Genomic DNA, 22,302 nt, shown 5'->3' on the forward strand with positions numbered 1-22,302 from the left:
GTCAGGGCTTTTTTGTTTTGGGCGCCTGTTTTATGAATTGAGCAATCCCAAGTGTTCTTTTTCCATTGCAACGAAAAACAGATAGCCTTCTTTTGTTGGCTTTTGATTATAAATAAAATTTATGAATCCTACGTTTTCATTGTGGGGAGGGGACAGGTGTGTCTTATTGACTTTGCTTGTCCTTATTTGCTCGTTTGTCGCCAAGGTGGTGGTCTTTTTGTTATGCCTGCATTTTTTTAGAAAATCAGCTGGTAAAAGTTGTTCTGATCGGTGATACTGATAGCTTGATGTAAGTTTCATGCATGTTGTGAAGGGGGGCCTAAATCTTTTTATTGTTTCAAGTATCTTGATTGTCTTTTCCAGGCGATTAAGGGGTCAGGCGGCCATGAACAAATTTGAGGATAGCATTTCACCGTGCTCAAGAACATCCTAACGGAGAACATCCCATGAATCCAGTAATAAAACAGCTTCGATCCCATAGGTCCATCCGCAAGTTTACGGATCAGCCCGTAACAGATGAGCTGATCAATGAAATAATTCGGTGCGGCCAGTCCGCAGCCACTTCCAGCAACCTACAGGCCACCACGGTGATCCGTGTCCGGGAAGGAGCCACCCGCCGGGAAATCGCCTGTCTGGCAGGTGATCAGCAATATGTGGATACCGCCGGAGCGTTTCTGGTCTTTTGCGCCGACCTTCTCCGGCCGGGCGTTGCCTGTGAAATGCAGGGAGGGCACTTTGCCCGGGGCATGACCGAGCATTTTATCATTGCCACCGTTGATGTGGCACTCTTTGCTCAAAACTGTGCCATTGCGGCGGAATCCATGGGACTTGGGATCTGTTATATAGGAGGTATCCGCAATGACCCCCAACGGGTATGTGCGCTTTTGAATCTGCCGGATCAGGTTTATCCTGTGTTTGGTTTCTGCATGGGGTATCCGGACCAGGATCCCGAGATTAAGCCCCGTCTGCCCCTTTCCGTGGTGCTAAGTGAAGAGCGCTATGATGACATAGACAGGCATGCCATTGAGGCATATGATGAAACGTTGACTCAATATTACCGGACCCGCACCGGAGGTACCAAAAAAAGCTGCTGGACCCTGGAGATGAAAAATCTGGTGGGCAAGGAATCCCGTCCACATATGCGGGCTTTTTTGAAGGCACGTGGATTTGAAATGAACTAAAGCAGGGGATGCATGATCTTCATAAGAAACAGGAAAATGGACACAATGAAAAAAAGGGGAGAGGGATGTTTGCTTTTCTGACGGCAGGCCTTGTTTTGGGAGCATCTGCGGGGTTTGCCCCAGGACCGCTCACGGCTCTGGTAATTTCTGAAACTTTGCGATATAACATCAGCGCCGGTATCCGGGCCGCCATAAGCCCCTTGGTGACGGATTTCCCCATTATCCTGTTCAGTTTATTGATTCTATCCCGGATCTCTTCTTCCCATGGCGTGCTGGGGACCATTTCTTTGATTGGCGGGTTGGTACTGATGCACATGGGATATGACAGCCTTCATACGGATGGCCGCGTTCTTGGAGGCTCATCGCAGGTACCCAGCGCCTCCCTGAAAAAAGGTATAGTGGTTAATCTTACCAATCCTCAGCCCTATCTTTTCTGGATCAGTGTGGGGGCACCCACGTTTTTAAAGGCCCTGGATCATCACCCGTTGTCCGCTCTGGCATTTGTAACCGGTTTTTATTTTCTTCTGGTGGGGGCCAAAGTATTGACGGCCGTTCTGGTTGGAAAGTCCCGCCATTTTTTTACGGGAAAGGCGTATCTCTGTATTATGCGCTTTCTGGGCATCCTGCTTTTTCTTTTTGCAGGGGTTTTGTTCCATGATGCATTAACTCTTTTCAAAAGTATTTAACTGGATATTGTAAGTTAAACCAAGGAGGAGGACATGTCGTACAAAGTGAATACCGACTATTCTATCCTGGATCAGCCCAGGGTGCTGGCGCATATTTTTCATCCCCGTCCAGAGGATGGCTTTCGACACCTTACGGACAAAGATCTGTGGATACCAGTGGAAGATGATGTTCACATCGGGGCATGTTTCCATGTGGCGGGCAGAAGCAACCCCACCATTCTCTTTTTCCATGGAAATGGAGAGATCGTTGCCGATTACGATGATCTCGGAGAGGCGTACAACCGTATGGGGATCAATTTTTTGGTGGTGGATTACCGGGGGTATGGCCGATCCACGGGGGTACCTTCGGTTTCAGCCATGATGAAGGACTGTCATGCCATTCTGGCGTTTTTTAAAAAACACCTTAAAGCAAACGGTTTTACCGGCAGCCTGACCCTCATGGGACGATCCCTTGGCAGTGCATCGGCCCTGGAGCTTGCCTGTCAGCCCTTCCCGGGTTTTGATAACCTAATCATCGAAAGCGGGTTTGCCCATGCCGGGAAATTGTTAAGCGTGCTTGGCATGGACCCCGATGCCATTGGGTTTAAAGAGGAGCTGGGGTTCGGCAATGCTGAGAAAATAAAAGTCTGGACCGGCCCCACCCTGATTATACATGCCCAATTTGATCACATTATTCCTTTTTCCGATGGGCAGGATCTCTTTGATGCCTGTCCTGCTTCCAATAAAACCCTTCTAAAGATTCCAGGAGCCAACCATAATGATATTTTCATGCGGGGGCTTCAGGCGTATATGGCTGCCGTGAAAAAACTGGTTTTATAACATTGGGGCTTGGTCATAAGATGGGCCACCCGTCAGCGGGCCAGTGGGGTAAGGCTTGGGGTATGAGCAGGCCATGAAAGTGCCATGAATGCTCAGGATGGAAAAATAACATTTTGCAGAGATCGGATCATCTCCAGAGACAGATTCAGGTGAAATACACGCCTCAACTGCTCAGCTATGCTCTCTTTTTCCAGAAAAGTTTTATTTATCGGCAGTTCTCCCCGGGTCTCAATGATCTCGTTTCCTTTGAGAATGATCTGTGATTTTTTTGTGTGGATCTGAAGGATCAGCATTTGGGTGAACTTCGAATCGGGGTGGGTGGAAACATAGTGGTTAGCCATTTTATAATCAATCCATTCCTGGGGTTCCATGGAAAAAATGTACAGATCCGTCCAGGTGTTGTGGATTATGGACTGAAGTACCAGAAACCGTCCCCGGGGTTCTACCCGGAAGGTTCTTCCCGCAAAGTAGCGGGGACAAAATTCGGGTTCCATCACCAGGGGCAGCAGGATGCCTTTGGTGCCGAAGCCAACATCTGCAAGCCATGTGCGATTATCTGCATGTACCTGCAGCAGCATATGGGTACGGGGGGGGAGCGGTGTGGTATTAAAGAGCACCCTGGCTGTGAGCATCTCCAGCCGAAAGCCCAGTTTCAGTAACACCGATGCAAACAGCAGATTGTGTTCAAAACAGTATCCGCCTCTTTTTTCAAGGACCATTTTATTGAAGATGTCATCTAAGGCAACGGACAGAGGCAGGTTCAAAAAGGGGTGGATATTTTCAAAACAGATAGCCGTGACGTGGGCCATGTGAAGATCTTCAAGGAGCTGAACGCTGGGTAAAAGGCTGCCCGTATAGGCAATGCGATCCAGGTAGGCAGTCAGCTTTGCATGGGAAAGGGGCTGAAAATAAATGTTTTCGAGGGTGATGTCTTTCATGGGTTTAAAAAAACCAGGAGATAGAGATTGCACCAAAGGAATGGCTCTCAGGCTGTCCCTCAAACTTGCGGGTTCGCAGCACCTGGGTCAGCGTAAGCATGAATCGATTGTAATTTACTGCCACCCCAAAGGCAAAATCCGCCACCCAGGGTTTTTTATCCACACTGTGACTGTCGGTGAAGGTGTTGCCGTCCAGAAAAATATCCCTTGCCACCCAGCGACCATCCGCAGCCCCCAGAAAATAGATTCCGGGATGCTGGCTTTGATTCATCCGGGTGCTTCCTCCGGGCCGGATGAGGGAGACCCCGAAGGTTCTGGGGATGTTCCAGCCCAGCCGGAATTCCATTCCTCCATTGACATAGGTGGATACATTGCCCAGGGTAAACCCGGAATGAAAAATAGTATCCCAGCCAAATCCTCTCTCCACAGGATGAAAAAGCCATTTACGTTCCCAGGCAATGACAAGACCGGGTTCGTTGGACAGCTGATTATCCCAGCCCTCGGGCATTCCAATATCCCGGAGTCTGTGGATGAATTTCTGGCTTTCTTCGGCCAGGGAGACAGGGCCTATCATTCCCAGCTGGAGCTCCACCGTGTCCATCACGGATCGTTGTTCTGAAAGATTACTTTTATGATGATAAGCAGTGGCAAAATAGGTCCATCCGGCGTAGGGTCTGTCATTTTCAATGAGCTCGTGGATGCTGATATCGGCCGGTGTGTACATGTTCTGTCCAAAGGCGAACTCCACTTTATGGGAGGTTTGGGGAGGGGTATTCTTTATAAAAGGTATTTTATGGATATATCTCAGTACGTCGTGGGGAATTTTGCCCATTTTGTTTGCTTTGGGGGATAAATCCGGAGAAATCAGAACATATTTGACGCCATTGGTATAATTGCTGTCTGTTCCCGTAAAGAGGTCATTTTCAAAATAAAAACTGTGGGACCATGGGTTGTTTTCCTCTCCCCATGCGATGTCGGTAAACTGATACAACAAAAGCAATATCATAGTTGTTAAAACCATCAGCTTGGGTATATCCCAGGAGGTGGACTGTGAAGCATGGGGGGGACAAGATGTTGTCATAGGTGTCTCAATCAATTTTTTTGTGTGGGTTAAAATTATCTGGCTTGGTCACAACATCGGCCAGCTATCATAACTGATAGGCCAATGGAGTCATGTTATTGAATGGTCTGGCTTGTGCTGTTGGAGGTTCAGGTTTTTTTTATCATGCTTCATACTTTTGACAACGCGTTGCCTTTAAAAGAAAATTTAAGCAAGAATGTCAGTAAGGTAAGCCGGGCTCCTGCCCAGGCTGGCCGATGTTGTGAGCAATCTTGATTATGTGAAATTATAGTATGCATTCTCCTATCTGATACCCTGCTTATTTATTGCACATGTTTTCAGGGGAATGTCAATGCCTTGGGTTTTCATTGAGAGCGTTTGGCTCGGTGCTATTATTTGAAAATTGCCATGCGGTATTAATGTGTGGTAAATGACTATCAAGTCTTTATATTTAAATGGGCTTATGAATTCGTCAGTCAGAAGCATGTTTTTGCCATCGCACATAATGAAGAAAGACATGTATATGGTTTAGTTGAAGCCCATGGGAATCTGTTATTAACAGGTTATGAAACAGGGCTGAAAAAAAATATAAAAATGAGGTACACAAAATGAAACAAGTAGGGTTTGTCGGATGGCGGGGAATGGTGGGATCTGTTCTTATGGAGCGGATGATTGCAGAAAATGATTTCAAGGGATTTACGCCTCTTTTTTTTACCACCTCCCAGGAAGGGGGCAAGGGGCCGAATGTGGGCATGGACACCCCGCCCCTGGTGAACGCTCATAATATAGATGCCTTGATGGCTATGGATATTATTGTGTCCTGCCAGGGCGGTTCGTACACCGAAGCCGTACGACCAGAACTGGAAGCCAGAGATTGGAATGGTTACTGGATTGATGCGGCATCCACCCTGAGAATGGATGATAAGAGTATTATTATCCTGGACCCAGTGAACAGAAAGGTCATTGACCAGGCCCTGAATGATGGTATCAAAAACTACATTGGTGGCAACTGCACGGTTTCTCTCATGCTCATGGCTCTGGGGGGATTGTTTGAAAATGATCTGGTGGACTGGATCACCTCCATGACCTACCAGGCGGCATCGGGTGCCGGTGCCAAAAATATGCAGGAACTGGTGGCCCAGATGAAGACCATCGGCGATGCTGCATCAGGCATTTTGAAGCAGTCCCCGGTGGCTGCCCTGGAACTTGACCGAAACGTAACCGACACCCTGAGATCCGGGGCATTTCCCACGGATAACTGGGGTGTTCCCCTGGCGGCCAGCCTGATTCCCTGGATTGATCGGGCGATGGACAACGGTCAGACCCGTGAAGAGTGGAAGGGCGGTGTTGAAACCAATAAGATCCTTGGTCGCATGGACAGGCCGGTCCCCATTGACGGTCAGTGTGTCAGAATCGGTGCCATGCGATGCCACAGCCAGGCATTTACCATCAAGCTGAAAAAAGATGTTCCCCTTGATGATGTTAATGCCATGCTGGCAGGAAATAATGACTGGGTCAAGGTTGTTCCCAACATTAAGGAACAGACCATTACGGAATTGACCCCTGCTGCTGTAACCGGCACTCTCACCGTGCCAGTGGGGCGTATCCGGAAAATGATTTTAGGGGATGATTATCTCACGGCATTTTCTGTGGGGGATCAGCTTCTGTGGGGGGCTGCTGAACCCCTGCGCCGGATGTTGAATATTATTCTGTAAATATGCGATGATTGCGAAGTAAAAAATGGCATGACCATTCATTATTCATGGAATAGTCATGCCAATGCCGTCTTAAATACTTGTGATGCGTTAAAAATGCTGGCTCAGGATTCTTCCGGGTATTTTCCCTCAAACCCATCAAGATAAGGGGATATGATTTTTTGTTCATTGGGAAGAATAGGGCGCCAGGAAGGCTTGAAAAGTCCTTTTCCAGACATCCCCGCCACCCGATTCATATTTGCCACCACTATTTCCTCCCGGGGAACTTTTAGAAATTCAATCCACAGGGTTTTTTCCATTTGAAGGTTATGTCTTTCCGAGACAAGGCGGGCAAAGTTCTGGACATAGTTATGTATGGAGGTACCCTTGCCCATATTCCGACACAACACGGCATGATCTTTAAGGAAGTGGATTTTAGAGGTTTCTAACTTCAGCTTGATGATGCGGATGCGATACTCTCCTGGCCACCAGCATACAGGGGTTTGACCATTTCGCTGTTTGCCATCCCATTTATAAATACCGTCATAGATAATCATACCCCCCCTTCTTTTTATACAAGTTGTTTGCCAGCACCAGGTCCTGGTGATACTCCGTAAATTTCTTTAATGTTGAATATGACAGCTCCCTTGGATTGTAAGGGATGGCCTGCCTTGTTGCCCAATGCTTCAATCCATCTGGCAGTTTCTTCGTATCGCTCACCCTGGGTTTCAATGGTGATGCTGCATTTCAACTGATACCCTTCGCGGCCTTCCCAGAATGTAATGGCTGCCTGGGGGTTACTTTTGAGATTGGCAAGGGTTTTGTTAAAATATTGATCTGAAATAAGTATGGTTTCATCATCAATTATTTTTTTTGCACCCACTGGAACCGCATTGGGCACCCCATCTATTGTTGCTGTTGTCAAAACCGCAGTGGGGACCTTAGCAAACAGTTCTTTCATCCGTTCCGTCATTTTTGCCATGGAATGCTCCTTTGTTATTATGTGATAAGTAATATATGATAAATCAGGTAAAAGACATGCATTAAAATTGGCAGGTTTTTTACCCCCGTAGCCATGGAAAATCAGTCGGAAAAATTAATTTTTTTCCGCAGGTTCTTTTTCTCACTACGCCTGGCCTTGTTGTCCAAGCGGCGTTGTTTTGCCCCCCGGGTGGGCTGTGTAGGTTTTCTTTTTGCAATGGGAATAAGTGCTTTTTGAATAAGGTTGCTCAGCCGGTTCAGGGCGTTGCCGATGTTTTTTTCCCGGGTTCGAAATAGCTGGGCTTTTATTACAATAATGCCATCGTTTGAGATGCGCCGGTCGCTGAGACGAAGCAGTTTTTCCTTTACGCTGTCCGGAAGGCTTGACTTTAGAATGTCAAACCGGAGATGAATCGCAGAAGATACTTTATTAACATTCTGCCCACCGGCACCCTGGGCCCGGATGGCATTGAGTTCTATTTCAGAATCAAGGATATAAATATCCTCCGTGATGTGCAGCATTGGGAACTCCCTCTTGTGTTTTGGCCATTCTAAATGGCTGCTAAATGATAAATATAGGACACAATTTCCAGAGATCAAGTGAGCCTTTGCCAGAAACACTTCTGAGCAGGAAAATAGAGAACGGCCGGGCGCATCCCCGGTTTTCTCAACTAAAAACAAACTGAAATGGGATGGCTGGATGTTTCGTCGTTATGGTCAGTCAACTGTGACGGGCGGCCCATGTTGTGAACAAGTCCCAATTTTACTTTAAAGAAAAATTCAGGTATGAGAAGGTCTGTAATGGCCTTGGTGATAACCCTGACACAGTTGGTCCGCCAACTTTGATGTGTGGCCGGGTTGTGACCAAGGCCGTCTTTCATTGATGCTATATAAAAAAGAAAAGGCGATTGTCATGCCGATTAAAACTAGAGTAACAACACATTCTCCGGGGTACCGGGAATTTATCTTTATGATGGCGCTGATCATATCCATTACGGCCCTGGCCATTGATATGATGCTGCCTGCCCTGCCCGACATTGGCCGGGATCTTGGTGTAGCACACCCCAATGATGCACAGCTTGTGATTTCCGTATTGATACTGGGCCTGGGGATCGGGCAGATCTTTTTTGGTCCCCTGTCCGACAGTTTTGGCCGGAAACCAATGGTCTTTATCGGTTTCATGATTTTTATACTGGGCTGTTTTTTGTCCACATTTTCCCGGAATTTCAACGTTATGCTGGTCGGAAGATTGATCCAGGGTATCGGTGTAGCCGGGCCACGCACAGCCATCGTAGCCCTGATAAGGGATCAATATGATGGCCGTGCAATGGCCAGGATTATGTCAGCCGTCATGGCTGTTTTCATAGTTGTTCCTGCCATAGCACCGGCCCTTGGTCAGGTGATTATGCTCAAAACAAGCTGGCGGGCTATTTTCGGGGCTTTAATAATCCAGGCCTTCATTGCCCTTATCTGGTTCAACATCCGGCAGGTGGAGACCCTTCCCCGACATAAACGCATTTCATTTTCTCCCAGGCGTATTTTCAACGGTCTTGCTGAAGTCTGCACCAACCGTCTGGCCTTCGGATACACCCTGGCCGCAGGATTTATGCTGGCTGCTCTGTTAGCGTACCTGAACTGCGCCCAGCAGATTTTTCAGGAAATATACCATCTTGGACGACAATTTCCACTTTACATGGCTGTGATAGCCCTGTCCATTGGTGGGGCCTCTTTTGTAAACTCCCGGGTAGTCATGAGATTCGGCATGCGCACCCTGTCCTACAGGGCCGTTATACTTTTTATCGTACTGATGATTTTTTACCTGATCGTCACCATTCAAATGGGCGGGCACTCTCCCTTGTGGTTTATGATGACCTGTTTCATCCTGGCATTTTTTTGCCTTGGCATTCTTTTCGGAAATCTGAATGCCATCGCCATGGTACCACTGGGACATATTGCCGGAATAGGTGCTGCCGTCATCGGTTCTTTGAGCAGCCTGATCTCGTCGCCGCTTTCTGTTATCATCGGTAAATATTACAATGGCACCACAGTTCCCCTGGCTGTGGGATTTGTCATTCTTGGCTTTTTATCTGTCATTGTCATGTATTGGGCTGATTTCAACAAAAAATAGGGAACAATGACTGCATTCGCCCGTTTTGATTCGCTGCTGCAGGAAAAAATGTCCACCGACTGAGTTTTTATTCCAGCCTCCTGAGGCAGTGATGAAATTTCATCTGCGATCCGCGGAGAGCCCGGGGCCGGGTAGTCAATTTCATAGGCCTCAGCTGGGAAACCGTTATAGATGAGCCGAAAGATTTGCAAATGTCTGCGTCACATCTTCTTGAGAAACCTGAGGGTTGACGCCGTCATTGAGCATCCGACGGATTTCAAGGACTGGATGCAAAAAGTGTCCAACTGGGATTTCTAGATGACCACGGATGATCTGCTTAACTGGGGGGACCCGGTGATCGGGGTGCACCGGACCTATTACCCCTTTTTTGACGTTGTCCATGTTTCCATTTTGTTCTCATTATCCAACACCTTTCTTATGGTTTGAGCCCGTTTTGCTTTTGTTGTTGGCTTTATAAGAATACCCTTGATTCCGATCATCTCTGCGGTTTCAGGTGACACCTTTTCGTTAAAACCGGAATTCAGTATGATAGGCATATTGGGCCGGATTCTCAGTATCTCTGAAGCCAGTTTATCTCCAGGCAGGTTGGGCATTGACAGATCAATTATCACCACATCAAATTTTTCAACATCATTGGTAAGAGCTTTAAGCGCGTCCATGCTATTTGTAAACGGGGTCACCTTATATCCCAATCGTTCCAGCATCATTTTTCCCATAGTCACAATGCTTTCTTTGGTAATTTTTTCATTGATGTTTTTTTCAATTTTTGCCAGCTGTGTTTCTAAATCATCATAATAAAATCCGTTGCCAATGGCCCAATTCCATGTTTTATCATAAAAGAAAAAAGAAGTTTTCTTGACTTCGTGTCCATGTTGAGGTGAAGGGTACCAATAGCTCATAAATCCTTCGCCATGATCACGCAAAAGCCTTAGGATTTCTTTTTTGAAATAATTCCCCTTACTGTCTTGGTCAGTATCAAACAACGGTTGTCCTGGGCGGTGGATGGGATTGTCGCTTAAAATTAATGATGCATACGGTTTACCATCCCCCCCCACAAGGTTGTGTATTTTTTTAATAAAAAGATATTCATTACACGCTTGTGTAAAGTGCTTTAAAGCGTTTGAGAACACGCTTGTGAGCAAGTCGGGAAAATTGGGAATGCGCCCTATGTTTAGGATGCCAGAATCTCCATTCCATAAAATTTTGTATTGATCCAGGGTCGAGGGACTTTGCTCCTCAAAAAGCCAGTGGCACTTATTCGGCTTTCCTGATATAACTGGCAGGTTATTTTTTGCTTGTCCCGTGGGAGGAATATTTTAATTTAATGGCAGTAAAACAGCAACAAAGTCGTGGCATTATGTCCCGGGTTAGAGAGACTCTGCAGGCTCATGCCATGCTTTCACCGGGTGATATGGTGTTGGTTGGGGTGTCCGGTGGCCCGGATTCCGTGGCGCTGCTTGGTATTTTGAATGATATGGCTGCGCAAATGTCTTGGAAGATCGCCGTGGCTCATCTCAATCATTGCCTTCGGGGCAGAGAATCTGACAGGGATGAGGCCTTTGTCAGAGAATTGGCAGCTTCCCTGGGATTAGCACTTCATGTACGGCAAAAAGATGTGACTGCCCTGGCCCGCGAAAATAAAAAATCCATTGAAGAGGCTGCAAGGGATGCCAGGTATGACTTTTACCGGGAACTTGCCTCTCAATGTGGATACAACCGGGTTGCTTTGGGGCACAACAGTGACGACAATGCCGAGCAGGTGCTGATGAATCTTTTGCGGGGTACTGGTTCCAGGGGACTTATGGGGATACCCCCCACCCGGGACGATTGGATTGTCCGCCCCTTGATTCGGATATCCAGGCAGGATATTCTGGCTTTTCTGGCCCATCGTTGCCAGTCTTTTGTTCTGGACAGCTCCAATGAAGATACCCGTTATCTAAGGAACCGGGTCCGGCATGAACTCCTGCCCTGCCTGATGAAAGAATACAACCCGGAAATCAAATCAGCCCTGAACCGTTTAAGTCTTCTGGTCAGTGAAGAGGAGGCATGGATGGACCATCAGATTCGGGCCATAATTAATGATCACCTGGAACGCATGCATAAAGATGAGGTGCGTTGTGGCAGGGAGGTGTTTTCAGCCCTTACGCCGGCCCCGGCACGACGGTTGATAAGAGGGGCTATCCATGCGGTCAAGGGGGATTTGAAACGAATTACATTGGGGCACATTGATGATATCCTGGCACTTCTGGCCACCCATACCGGGGGAAAAAGCCTGGATCTGCCCCACGGTATCCGGATCACCCTGACAAAACGCTGGATTTATGTTACCCGGTCTTCCAGGCCGTTGCGCCATCTGGGGGCACTGCACACATCATCATCGGCCCGGTGATGTTGGTGTAAAATATGCACTGCCCTCCATAAATCGGATATGAGACAGAGGTTTTTCTTGCCTGATGAAACTTGCCTAATGTAAATTGATGTTTATTATTGAAATTAAATATTTTTTGTGTTTTTTTACTATTGCAGTTGAAATTTTTATATGAAAGTTCCGGCAAAGCAGACAGGACTTTCAAACTATGCTGCGGGTGGACCCAGGGCCAGAATGTGGGCTGCCAGTAGCAGTTTTGATATGAAAAAGCCAATGGGTACTGGGTTTATGGCTTGATGGGAATCCAAACCCCACAGGGTATCGATAAACGGCTTTTTCATTGTTTGTTGTGTCTGAAGGAAGACATGACCGCTATTTAAAATAAATCCCACTTAACTGGGATCAATAACAGACTCAGAAAGGAATGACCCTTGAATCAGTTTTATAAAAATTTGTCTCTGTGGCTTGTTATCGTGCTGATGATGGTGATGCTGTATAATATTTTCAACCAGCAGCAGGTTGGCGAAAACAGTCTTGGATATTCGGATTTCCTGGCCATGGTTGACTCTGAACGGGTTCAGAACGTTGTTATTCAGGGTCAGGATCTATACATAACAGATAATAACGGTGCCAGATATAAAACCTATTCCCCCGGGGATGGGGATCTGATCCGTACCCTCCGCAGTAAAGGCGTCTCCATAAAGGCCAAACCCCCCACGGAATCTTCGTGGTTCATGTCCATTATTATCTCCTGGCTGCCCATGATTGTTCTTATTGGTGTATGGATTTTTTTCATGCGTCAGATGCAGGGTGGTGGTGGCGGAGGCAAGGCCATGTCCTTTGGAAAAAGCCGGGCCCGACTCATGTCCGACAAAGGGGCTAAAATTACCTTTAAAGATGTGGCCGGTATTGATGAGGCCAAGGAAGAGCTCACAGAAGTGGTGGAGTTCCTCCGGGAACCGGAAAAGTTCACCCGCCTGGGCGGTCGTATCCCCAAAGGGGTTCTGCTGGTGGGTTCTCCCGGTACAGGAAAAACCCTTTTGTCCCGGGCCGTGGCCGGGGAGGCAGGAGTGCCTTTTTTCACCATAAGCGGTTCCGACTTTGTTGAAATGTTTGTGGGTGTGGGTGCTTCCCGGGTAAGGGATCTGTTTGCCCAGGGTAAAAAAAGTGCACCGTGCATTATTTTTATTGATGAGATTGATGCCGTGGGTCGCCAGCGCGGAGCTGGCATGGGCGGTGGACATGATGAGCGCGAACAGACCCTGAACCAGCTCCTGGTGGAGATGGACGGCTTTGAATCCAACGAAGGTGTTATTCTCATGGCAGCCACCAACCGGGCCGATGTGCTGGACCCGGCATTGCTTCGTCCCGGCCGGTTTGACCGTCAGGTGGTGGTGGATATGCCCGACATCAAGGGCCGCATCGGTATTCTCAAGGTCCACATGAAAAAAACCCCCCTTGATAAAGATGTGGATGTGGTAAATCTGGCCAAGGGAACTCCTGGTTTTTCCGGGGCGGATCTGGAAAATCTTGTTAATGAGGCAGCCCTTCTGGCGGCCAAGCGTAACCATGAAAAATTGACCATGATGGATTTCGAAGACTCCAAAGACAAGGTTTACATGGGCCTTGAACGTAAATCCAAAGTGATCCGAAAAGATGAAAAACGCACCACCGCCTACCATGAGGGAGGGCACGCCCTGGTGGCTCGGTTACTTCCCAATACAGATGCTGTAAATAAGGTAACCATAATTCCCCGGGGAAGGGCTGCCGGTGTAACCTGGTTTCTTCCCGAAGAAAGTGGTTTTAAATACAAGGATCAGCTGGAAAACGATCTGGCAGTTGCCTTTGGTGGCCGGGTGGCAGAAGAGTTGATTTTTAAACGTATCAGCACCGGGGCTTCCAATGATATCAAGCAGGCCACAGCCATGGCCAACCGCATGGTGCGCATTTGGGGCATGAGCGAAAAACTTGGGCCCATGGCCTATGATTCCGGGGATGAACAGATTTTCATCGGCAGGGAGATCGGCCATGCCAAAGAGTATTCCGAAGAAACGGCACGTCAGATTGATGCCGAAGTGTCTACCATCATAAACCGCAATTATCAGAAAGCCCGGACTGTGTTGGAAGAAAACCTGGATATCCTGCATAAACTTGCAGAGCTTCTTCTGGAAAAAGAGACGGTCATGGGCGCAGAACTTGATGCCCTGATTAAATCCATGAAACCTGATTTTAATCCGCCCAAGCCGGAAAATTTATTTAAAGATGAAGAGCTTCTGGCAGAAGTGGAGAAAGGGGATGAGGATTCCCAAGAAGAAGCGGCCGATGAAGGGGAAAAGAAAGCCGATGCCTCAACTCAAGCAGATGAAGATGCTGACAAAGACAGCAGCGATGATGATGGAGAGAAACAATAATGCTACCTGGCTTTATCATTGAATGGGCAGATCGCTATCGCCTTGAACTGATCCCCGGAAAAACCTGTATCATGGGCATTCTCAATACCACCCCGGACTCTTTTTCCGATGGGGGGAAATTCTTGACCTTTGATTCCGCCCTGGCCCAGGGGCGGGCTCTGGTGGATGCCGGTGCAGGTATTCTTGATATCGGTGGTGAATCATCACGCCCCTTTTCCAAAGGCGTATCCGCCCAGGAAGAAATGGATCGGGTGGTACCGGTTATTGAGCGTTTGTCCCGGGAGATTGCGGTGCCCATTTCCGTTGATACGGTGAAGGCAGATGTGGCACGTGAAGCCCTTAATGCCGGTGCTGCCATTATCAACGATATCACCGCCCTTGAAAGAGACCCCGGTATGGCCGTCCTTGCCGCAGAGAAAAAGGTGCCGGTGATGCTCATGCACATGAAGGGCAGCCCGGAAACCATGCAGGTGAACCCCCGGTATGATGATTTCATGAAAGAGGTCACCGATTACCTGGATCAGCGCATTGCCTTTGCCCTTGAGGCCGGAATTCCAAAGACCCACATAATTGTAGATCCCGGTATAGGCTTCGGCAAAACCTTGGAGCATAACCTGATGCTCATCAAACGTCTTGAGCAGATTCACTCACTGGGCTACCCGGTGTTGATGGGACCTTCTCGAAAATCCTTTATCCGGACACTTCTGGCCGAGAAAAATGCTGGAACTGAGGTGGAGATGTCCCGGGTGGAACTAGGGAATCTTGGTGCGGTTGCGGCCTGTATTATGAACGGTGCGCAGATCGTCAGGGTGCACGATGTAACTGCTGTGCAACCCTTAACCCGCATTATAAACGCCATACAGAACGTATGATCTGAGGGGCATTGCTGTCCCCGCTGACTTTCTGGGGATCATTCTGTGAAACCGTTGCATTGCATGATTTGTTTGTTGTTTCTACTGGTTGCTGGATGTACCCCGGAACCAGTGGAAACAGATCTGCTGGTCCCTGTGAAGTTTTCAGCCATGCCTTCAGGGCTTGCCAAAACCAGTTTCCATACCCACAGCATTGAAGTTCGGGTTAGAGGATCTCTTCGGCAGATTCATCGGGTGGAGTCCCTTAATTTAAATTATCTTGTGGACCTTTATGCGGATCTGACCTCAGACCCTGCAGATGCTGCAGCATTTATATCTCCTTCTTTTTATGCCATTCCTGTGATCAAAGACCGCCTGGCCATTCCCGCAGGGGTGGAAATTATCCAGATTACCCCGGCATTTATTACGGTGCAGTTGGACCGTAAAGAAATTCGTACTGTGCCGGTGGAGGTGGTACTTACCGGACAGCCGGCCATGGGGTATGAAGTGGCCCATGCAAAGGCGGATCCGGCAATGCTGAACATCACCGGACCGGAATCGGTGTTAAAAAAAATTACGGTTATACATACAAAGCCCGTGGATATCACCGGAGCCAACGATAGCCTTCAGAAAGCGGGGGCGGTGGCCCTTGATGCGCTGGAGCTCTCCATGCCCGATACCCTGGTGACCGTAACTGTGACCATCAGGAAAAGAATCGTAACTCATACCTATGAGGCCATGCCGGTCAGCATCCGCAATGGTCCTTTAAATGTTGAAATAACCCCCCCTGATATTCAAATTACCTTGAAAGGGCCTGTGAATGTGTTTAAAAATAACAGTGACCTTCCTGATTTTCAGGTGTATATTGACTTGAAGGACTTATCCGCCGGTGTATATGTTCGTCCGGCAGTTATAGCTGTACCGGTGGGTTTGGTCCTTGTGGAAGCAAAGCCGGAAAATTTTACGGTTAAAATCAAATAATCTGTAAATATTCGGGGTGGCTGGCACAGTAAATTTTTGGCCTGTACCCCATGTTCGCGTTTTTGGGGCGTGCACGTGCAGCATATGGATGCCATGTGAGCAGGTCAAAACAGGTGAAGACGGGGTGCTGCTCGAATATTTACAATAATCTAACCTTCGGATTCGGGTCTTCCCGTGTCCGGACAGCTCTTCCATTATACAAGACGGGAACACAGGGGAAAAACATGCTGCTGGTAATTGATGTGGGAAATACCAATACGGTGCTGGGGGTATTTGATAAGGATCGCTTGATCAGTGACTGGCGCATCCGTACAGTCAGGGATACCACTGCCGATGAGTTTAATCTTCTTGCCCGGGGGCTTTTCAATGACAAGGAGATTAAGTTTTCCGACATTGAAAAAACCGTGATTTCCTGCGTGGTTCCGCCCGCGGTGAGAATTCTGGATAATTTCTGTCATAAATATCTCGGCCAGGCCCCGCTGTGGGTGAATCCCGATGCGGTGAGGCAGCTGATGCCTATTCTTTACAATAATCCCGCCGAAGTGGGCGCGGATCGGGTGGTCAACGCCATTGCCGCCTATGAAAAATATAAACAGAGTCTCATTATCATTGACTTTGGTACGGCCACCACCTTTGATGTCATCACCGAAGAGGGAGAATATCTCGGGGGTGCAATCATCCCGGGTATAATGATTTCAGCCGAAGCCCTGTTTCAAAAAGCCTCACGGCTTCCCCGGGTGGAGATCTTCATGCCCCCGGATTCGGTTATCGGCAGGGATACCATTGACAGTATCAAATCAGGACTCATGCATGGCAATGCAGCCCTTGTAGACGGCATGGTGGCCCGGATGAAAAAAGAGATGACAAGCACTCCCCGGGTCATTGCCACGGGGGGGCTTGCCGTACTCATTGCCGGACTCACCGATGCCATTGAGGTGGTGGACAATAATCTCACCCTGGAAGGACTTCGCATTATCAGCCGGGAATTGGATAAGCGTGCCTGATCAAACCCCCGGCTCTGGGCAGGGGACAGACCTGTATTCTACCCCATCCTCTTTTTTTGTTAACCCTTGCCCACTTTTTTAAGGGTCTCATTGAATATGGCGTAAAACTGTTCATGGTCTTTCAGGCTTTTTTGCAGAAGCTTCAGCGCCTTGGATGCCATTTCCTTCTGGTTGATGGTAAGGTTTACGCTGTTGTTCAGGGCCGCCATATTATCCTGGGTTCGCAGAGTATCTGAGATGAGAATGACAACGATTTTTCTTCTCAGGCTCATGTCAAGATCTTTGAGTTCCTGGAGAAGAATGCCAGTTCCCTTGTAGGTCTGGTCAAAGGTTTCATCCACCAGGATGATGTTGAACAGGTGGTACTTCATCCGGATGAGTGCTGTTTTAATGTCATCCACCGCCTCAATGTGATATTTCATTTGTTTCAGTGCGGCCCGGGCATGGCCGGCAGACCCTTTATTGCCAAGGCAGATCAGTGCGGTTTCTGCATCGTCATCCAGAAAATCAAAGGGTCTTTCCGCCACATCATAATCCGGCGTAACAGGCGCCGTCTGGCCTGTAGAAACGGCTCCTTCCCTTGATGTGGCTGCCCCTTCTGGATCTGAAGAATCAGTGAGCCCGGTATCCCCAAGCTGCTCCGGGGTTATGTAGAGACGTTGTTTGCATTTGGGGCAGAGAAATGAGGATTTTTTCCCTTTGGGGATCTTGTGGTCCGGTATGTTTAGTTTCGTGGTGCAGGATGTGCAGATAATTTCCACGGGTTTCACGCTCCTTCGTAGTCATGATCCAGTTCCAGGTTTTCAATCTCAGTGGTCTTTTCTCCCCGGGCACTTTTGATGGAATCAAGCCCTCTGCCCACAACGGCTTTTCTGGAGGCGTAGGCCATGGCAACGTCCTCGGAGACCAATCCTCTCTGGTACAGACCTAATATAAAATCGTCAAAGGTAGTCATACCAAAGGCGGTGCCGTCCTTGATGATCTGATAAAAGGTTTTATCTTCTGATTCGCCGTTGGTGATGGCATCTTTTATTCTCAGATTGTTACCCATGATTTCAAAGGCTGCCACTCGCCCCCCGCCGGTTTTGGGCAGCAGTCGTTGGCATACGATCCATCTTACGGTATCGGCAAGGCGAATGCGGATCTGTTTTTCTTCATCCGATGAAAACATGCCAATGATGCGGTTGATGGTCTGACCGGCATCCACGGTGTGCAGGGTGGACAGCACCAGGTGTCCTGTTTCTGCTGCGGAAAGTCCGATTTCTACGGTTTCTCTGTCCCGCATTTCCCCCACCAGGATTATTTTGGGAGCCTGGCGCAGTGCCGCCCGCAGGCCGCTTGCAAAGGTGTCAAAGTCGCCACCCAGTTCCCGCTGGTTAAAGGTTGCTTTTTTCTGGGGATGCTGGAACTCGATGGGATCTTCCAGGGTGATGATATGAACGGACCGGGTGTCGTTGAATTCGTCCAAAAGGGCCGCAAGGGAGGTACTTTTTCCGCTGCCGGTGGAACCGGTGACAAAGATGATGCCGTTTTTTTCATGGACCATTTTGTCAAAGGCCGGGGGCAGGTTCAGCTGTTTTACGGTGGGAATCTGGGTTTCCAGTTTTCTCAGGATAATGGCGTATTTACCGGACCTGGAAAAAATGTTCACCCGGAATCGTGCCTTGTCTCCCAGGGCATAGGACAGATCGCAGGAGCCTTCCCGCAACAGCGTTTCGGTGAGGCGTCGATCGTCATGGATGAGATTCAGGGCCAGGGCCTCTGTCTGAAAGGGGGTTAATAACTTAAATTCCGGCTCCATGTGAACGGGAACCAGTTCGCCAGAACTTTCCACCTGCAACGGTTTTCCCGGGGTAAGGTTGAGATCGGAAACATTGCTGTGGGATTCGAGCATTTTGGAGAGAATGTGGTCCATCTCTTGTCTTTGCATGATCGATTCCTGATACTTGATGATAATATTTGTTCATGAGTCGTAAGTTCTCATGCTTCATACTACATGTGTCGTTGAGAAAGCTCAAGGAGTACATTATGTTGTGATAAGTCCAAAAACTTATGACTGCGAGATCTTTTGTTTATGCGTCCGTAAAATCCGCCGGTGGTTTTTTAAGAAAAGGTCTGAACAATGCCTTGGTGTTGGCCTTGGCATAGGCTTCATCCGGGCTGATCCATCCTTTCTGGTAGAGCTGCATGATGGCATCGTCCAGCAGCTGCATGCCATATTGTTTTCCCGTCTGGATACTGCTTGGGATCTGGTGGGTTTTGGATTCCCGGACCAGGTTTCGAACGGCAGGGGTGGCAAGCATTATCTCCATGGCCGCACATCGACCTTTTTTGTCAATGCGTTTAAAAAGTACCTGGGCCACCACGGCCCGGAGACCATCGGACAGGGTGGATCGGATCTGGGCCTGTTGAGATGATGGAAAGACCTCAATGACACGGTCAATGGTTTTGGCCGCCGAAGAAGTATGCAGGGTACCGAAAACCAGATGACCCGTAGATGCGGCCTCAATGGCCAGTGAAATGGTTTCAAGATCCCTCATTTCTCCCACCAGAATAATGTCCGGATCTTCACGAAGCGCCCCTCTCAAGGCCGAGGAAAAGGTTTTGGTGTGCATGCCAACTTCCCGGTGATTGATAATACATCCCTGGCTTTTGTGGACAAATTCAATGGGGTCTTCCACAGTGATGATATGATCTTTGCGGGTTTTATTGGCCTGGTCGATGATGGCTGCAAGGGTGGTGGATTTACCGCTGCCCGTGGGACCGGTTACCAGCACCAGTCCCCGGGGCAGGTTGGCAAGTTTTGATATCACCGGGGGAAGTCCCAGCTGTTCTGCTGTCAGGATGTCCGAGGGAATTTCACGAAATACGGCGGCAATGCCGTATTTCTGCATGAAATAATTGGCCCTGTACCGGGCAAGGCCGGGGATTTCATAGCCGAAATCCACATCTCCTGTTTCTTCAAAAACCTTTATTTTTTCCTCGGGTGTGATCTCATATAGCAGGCTTCTCAGGTCATCGTTGGAAAGCACATTGTACCGGATACGTTCAATATCGCCATGGAGCCTCAATGCCGGTGGCTGCCCTGAAACAAGGTGGAGGTCTGAAGCTCCCTGTTCGTTCATTAACTTGAAGAACGCGTCAATTTTTGCCATGATTTCTCCTGGTCATGTGTGGTTTAACTTTCAAGTTGGGTCAGCCTTTTAATAGATTTCCCAAGAGCTCTTGGGGTGCCCGTTTTGTCTGGATTAAACGGCAAATTGAAAACGGGTTAATCCCTGAAGATCATCCATTGGCATGTTTCATGAATCTGAGGGCAGGGTCTGCTTCATCGGCGGTCTTGTTTTCTTCTTTGCTCATTTCAAGGAGTTTGGAGTGGTTTTCAATGATCGCACCGATTTGAACTTCTATCTGCATGCGCTGACGTTTTAGCTCTGTGATGTCACTGTAAAGCTGGGACAGCCGCTGGTGGGCTCGGTTTAATATCTTTTCTGCCTGGGTCTCCGCATCGGCAATAATGGATTCAGCCGACTTGCTGGCATTTACCTTCATCTGATCCAGCACCTTCTGGGATTTGACCATGATGTGCTTCATGGTGTTTTCCCGTTCACGATATCCCTTGTTTTCCATATTAAGACGATGATTTTCTGCACCCATGGTTTTTATGGTGTCGTTTAACCTTGTCATCTCATGGGCAACCTCTTCAAGAAATCCATCCACCTCTCGAATATCAAATCCCCTGAAACGGGTGGAGAATTCCTTTTGCTGAATTACCGCTGGTGTGATTCCCATTTTTACTCCCTATGATTTTGTCAGGGCTTTGGATTAAGACAGTGTCATGGCCAGTCGATGAAGGCTTCCCACCACAAATGTCTGGATAAAAATAATACCCAGCATGGCAATTATGGGTGAAATGTCCAGCCCGCCGAAAGTTACTGGCAAGTTTTTTCTTATCTGGTAGAGAACCGGGTCAGTGATATTGTTTATAAATCGGACAATGTTGTTATATGGGTCAGGATTGACCCAGGAGAGAACTGCCCTGGCAATGATAATCCACATGAATATGCTCAACGCATAGTCCAGAACAACGGCAATGGCCTCAAAAAAATTTCCAAGGATAAACATTTATATTGAATTATCTCCTGTGTAATAACTTGGTTTTATGTCTTTTAAATGAAAACGTTAGATTATGAAAGGAATATGATATCTAACGTCTAAATGTCAAGAATTTTCAACCTTTTCAACATCGGGAATACCTGCGCAAAGCGCCCTATGTTGTGAGCAATCCCCCATTTTGCTTGATGTCCGGGGGGGGCAACTCCGGCCTTACCCGGGAAATAAATGTATTATGGAAAGAATAGTTGACAAGTAAATAGATATACCATAAGAATGGTTTAACCATTTAACAAGGAACGCGTGGATATGCCCCGAAAAAAAAGTGCAGATTTTCAGCAGGTGAAGAAAAGTAGGATATTTCAGGATGTTGTGGATCAGATTCAAGAGGCGATTCTTAATCGAACCCTTGAACCCGGAGATATGCTTCCGCCGGAACGGGAGCTGCGGGAGACCTTTAATATAAGTCGTGGAACCCTGAGAGAATCCTTGAGGGTTCTTGAGCAGAAAGGACTCATCGAGATTCGTCTGGGCACCGGCGGTGGAGCCATTGTTAAAAATGCCGGCACCGAACAATTGACTGAAACCCTGGGGCTCATGATTCGCTCCGGCACTCTGTCTGTCCAAGACATCGGTGAATTCAGACAGGGAATGGAAGGACAGATCGCCCGTCTGGCGGCCCAGCGGGCCACGGCGGATGACATTGCCCGTCTGGAAACGCTTGTGGATAAAGCCGAAGCAATGACCGAAAAGGGCGCAGTGGAAGCTTTTCTTGATACGGATCAGGCTATTCATAAGGAGATCGGACGTATTGCTGGCAATGCTCTGTATCGATACGCGGCCCAGGTGGTACATGATAATATCCGCAAATATTATGATAACTTCCTAGAGTTTACCCAGGAACGAATGGAGGAAAATCTTCTGGATCTCAGGGGCATTGTTGCCGCCATCCGGGAACAGCGTCACCAGGATGCCGCTTCCCTTGCCGAGCAGCATGTGCACCGATTTAACGTGCGCATGCAGGAGAAAGAGTCCCGGGCCGGAAAATAAATCCGATTAAGAGCGTAAAGTAAATATATTTTTTTTA

Annotated in this window: 22 protein-coding genes; 11 read left to right on the top strand and 11 right to left on the bottom strand. The window is 48.1% G+C overall.

The window, feature by feature from the left end:
* Positions 1-446 precede the first annotated feature (446 nt).
* The 3 genes from nfsA to ACYQ2M_RS21480 all read left to right on the top strand — a co-directional run bounded on the left by nfsA (position 447) and on the right by ACYQ2M_RS21480 (position 2,686).
* Positions 447-1,181 (top strand): oxygen-insensitive NADPH nitroreductase, encoded by a 735-nt coding sequence (nfsA, locus tag ACYQ2M_RS21470; RefSeq protein ID WP_459918440.1) that lies wholly within the window; start codon positions 447-449, stop codon positions 1,179-1,181.
* Between the two features lie 65 nt (positions 1,182-1,246).
* Entirely contained in the window at positions 1,247-1,867 is a 621-nt protein-coding gene (locus tag ACYQ2M_RS21475; RefSeq protein WP_459918441.1) for a LysE family translocator, read from the top strand.
* A gap of 33 nt (positions 1,868-1,900) precedes the next feature.
* A complete protein-coding gene (locus ACYQ2M_RS21480; RefSeq protein WP_459918442.1) occupies positions 1,901-2,686 on the top strand; it encodes an alpha/beta hydrolase in 786 nt (261 codons plus the stop codon).
* 92 nt (positions 2,687-2,778) lie between these two features.
* Here the strand turns inward: ACYQ2M_RS21480 and ACYQ2M_RS21485 are convergent, their stop codons facing one another.
* Together ACYQ2M_RS21485 and ACYQ2M_RS21490 are read right to left on the bottom strand one after the other, a co-directional pair.
* Entirely contained in the window at positions 2,779-3,624 is an 846-nt protein-coding gene (locus ACYQ2M_RS21485) for an arylamine N-acetyltransferase family protein (protein WP_459918443.1), read from the bottom strand.
* A 4-nt stretch (positions 3,625-3,628) separates the two neighbouring features.
* Complete coding sequence (locus ACYQ2M_RS21490) at positions 3,629-4,705, bottom strand: lipid A deacylase LpxR family protein (protein WP_459918444.1); 1,077 nt, start codon at positions 4,703-4,705, stop codon at positions 3,629-3,631.
* Between the two features lie 587 nt (positions 4,706-5,292).
* Here ACYQ2M_RS21490 and asd point away from each other — a divergent pair.
* On the top strand, positions 5,293-6,399 hold the full coding sequence (gene asd, locus ACYQ2M_RS21495) for an aspartate-semialdehyde dehydrogenase (RefSeq protein WP_459918445.1): 1,107 nt from the start codon (positions 5,293-5,295) through the stop codon (positions 6,397-6,399).
* A 104-nt stretch (positions 6,400-6,503) separates the two neighbouring features.
* On the opposite strand, the gene ACYQ2M_RS21500 is transcribed toward asd, so the two are convergent.
* From ACYQ2M_RS21500 to arfB, 3 genes are all read right to left on the bottom strand, one after another.
* On the bottom strand, positions 6,504-6,935 hold the full coding sequence (locus tag ACYQ2M_RS21500) for a hypothetical protein (RefSeq protein ID WP_459918446.1): 432 nt from the start codon (positions 6,933-6,935) through the stop codon (positions 6,504-6,506).
* Positions 6,936-6,949: 14 nt separating this feature from the next.
* Complete coding sequence (locus ACYQ2M_RS21505) at positions 6,950-7,360, bottom strand: pyridoxamine 5'-phosphate oxidase family protein (RefSeq protein ID WP_459918447.1); 411 nt, start codon at positions 7,358-7,360, stop codon at positions 6,950-6,952.
* Between the two features lie 101 nt (positions 7,361-7,461).
* Positions 7,462-7,881, bottom strand: a complete 420-nt coding sequence (arfB, locus tag ACYQ2M_RS21510; RefSeq protein ID WP_459918448.1) for an alternative ribosome rescue aminoacyl-tRNA hydrolase ArfB — start codon at positions 7,879-7,881, stop codon at positions 7,462-7,464.
* A 391-nt stretch (positions 7,882-8,272) separates the two neighbouring features.
* Between arfB and ACYQ2M_RS21515 the strand changes: the two genes are divergently transcribed.
* On the top strand, positions 8,273-9,487 hold the full coding sequence (locus ACYQ2M_RS21515) for a multidrug effflux MFS transporter (protein WP_459918449.1): 1,215 nt from the start codon (positions 8,273-8,275) through the stop codon (positions 9,485-9,487).
* A 356-nt stretch (positions 9,488-9,843) separates the two neighbouring features.
* Here ACYQ2M_RS21515 and ACYQ2M_RS21520 read toward each other — a convergent pair whose 3' ends face one another.
* Positions 9,844-10,617 (bottom strand): cache domain-containing protein, encoded by a 774-nt coding sequence (locus tag ACYQ2M_RS21520; RefSeq protein WP_459918450.1) that lies wholly within the window; start codon positions 10,615-10,617, stop codon positions 9,844-9,846.
* A gap of 194 nt (positions 10,618-10,811) precedes the next feature.
* On the opposite strand from ACYQ2M_RS21520, the gene tilS reads away from it, so the two are divergent.
* From tilS to ACYQ2M_RS21545, 5 genes are all read left to right on the top strand, one after another.
* A complete protein-coding gene (tilS, locus tag ACYQ2M_RS21525) occupies positions 10,812-11,876 on the top strand; it encodes a tRNA lysidine(34) synthetase TilS (protein WP_459918451.1) in 1,065 nt (354 codons plus the stop codon).
* Between the two features lie 410 nt (positions 11,877-12,286).
* A complete protein-coding gene (ftsH, locus tag ACYQ2M_RS21530; protein ID WP_459918452.1) occupies positions 12,287-14,266 on the top strand; it encodes an ATP-dependent zinc metalloprotease FtsH in 1,980 nt (659 codons plus the stop codon).
* Positions 14,266-15,138, top strand: coding sequence for a dihydropteroate synthase (gene folP / locus ACYQ2M_RS21535; protein ID WP_459918453.1), 873 nt, complete (start codon positions 14,266-14,268; stop codon positions 15,136-15,138). Before ftsH ends, folP begins: the two co-directional genes overlap by 1 nt.
* Positions 15,139-15,183: 45 nt before the next feature.
* Positions 15,184-16,098, top strand: coding sequence for a CdaR family protein (locus tag ACYQ2M_RS21540; protein ID WP_459918454.1), 915 nt, complete (start codon positions 15,184-15,186; stop codon positions 16,096-16,098).
* 224 nt (positions 16,099-16,322) lie between these two features.
* Positions 16,323-17,102: a type III pantothenate kinase gene (locus ACYQ2M_RS21545; RefSeq protein WP_459918455.1), complete on the top strand. Its 780-nt coding sequence runs from the start codon at positions 16,323-16,325 to the stop codon at positions 17,100-17,102.
* Between the two features lie 59 nt (positions 17,103-17,161).
* On the opposite strand, the gene ACYQ2M_RS21550 is transcribed toward ACYQ2M_RS21545, so the two are convergent.
* From ACYQ2M_RS21550 to ACYQ2M_RS21570, 5 genes are all read right to left on the bottom strand, one after another.
* Positions 17,162-17,863 (bottom strand): zinc ribbon domain-containing protein, encoded by a 702-nt coding sequence (locus tag ACYQ2M_RS21550; RefSeq protein ID WP_459918456.1) that lies wholly within the window; start codon positions 17,861-17,863, stop codon positions 17,162-17,164.
* Between the two features lie 5 nt (positions 17,864-17,868).
* Positions 17,869-19,032 (bottom strand): type IV pilus twitching motility protein PilT, encoded by a 1,164-nt coding sequence (locus ACYQ2M_RS21555; protein WP_459918457.1) that lies wholly within the window; start codon positions 19,030-19,032, stop codon positions 17,869-17,871.
* Between the two features lie 142 nt (positions 19,033-19,174).
* Positions 19,175-20,257, bottom strand: a complete 1,083-nt coding sequence (locus tag ACYQ2M_RS21560; protein ID WP_459918458.1) for a type IV pilus twitching motility protein PilT — start codon at positions 20,255-20,257, stop codon at positions 19,175-19,177.
* A gap of 130 nt (positions 20,258-20,387) precedes the next feature.
* Positions 20,388-20,894 (bottom strand): DivIVA domain-containing protein, encoded by a 507-nt coding sequence (locus ACYQ2M_RS21565; RefSeq protein WP_459918459.1) that lies wholly within the window; start codon positions 20,892-20,894, stop codon positions 20,388-20,390.
* A 33-nt stretch (positions 20,895-20,927) separates the two neighbouring features.
* Positions 20,928-21,227: a YggT family protein gene (locus ACYQ2M_RS21570; protein ID WP_459918460.1), complete on the bottom strand. Its 300-nt coding sequence runs from the start codon at positions 21,225-21,227 to the stop codon at positions 20,928-20,930.
* Positions 21,228-21,524: 297 nt separating this feature from the next.
* Here ACYQ2M_RS21570 and ACYQ2M_RS21575 point away from each other — a divergent pair, with 297 nt between their 5' ends.
* Complete coding sequence (locus ACYQ2M_RS21575) at positions 21,525-22,265, top strand: FadR/GntR family transcriptional regulator (protein ID WP_459918461.1); 741 nt, start codon at positions 21,525-21,527, stop codon at positions 22,263-22,265.
* Positions 22,266-22,302 lie beyond the last annotated feature (37 nt).

This window comes from Desulfocicer niacini, assembly GCF_054657595.1.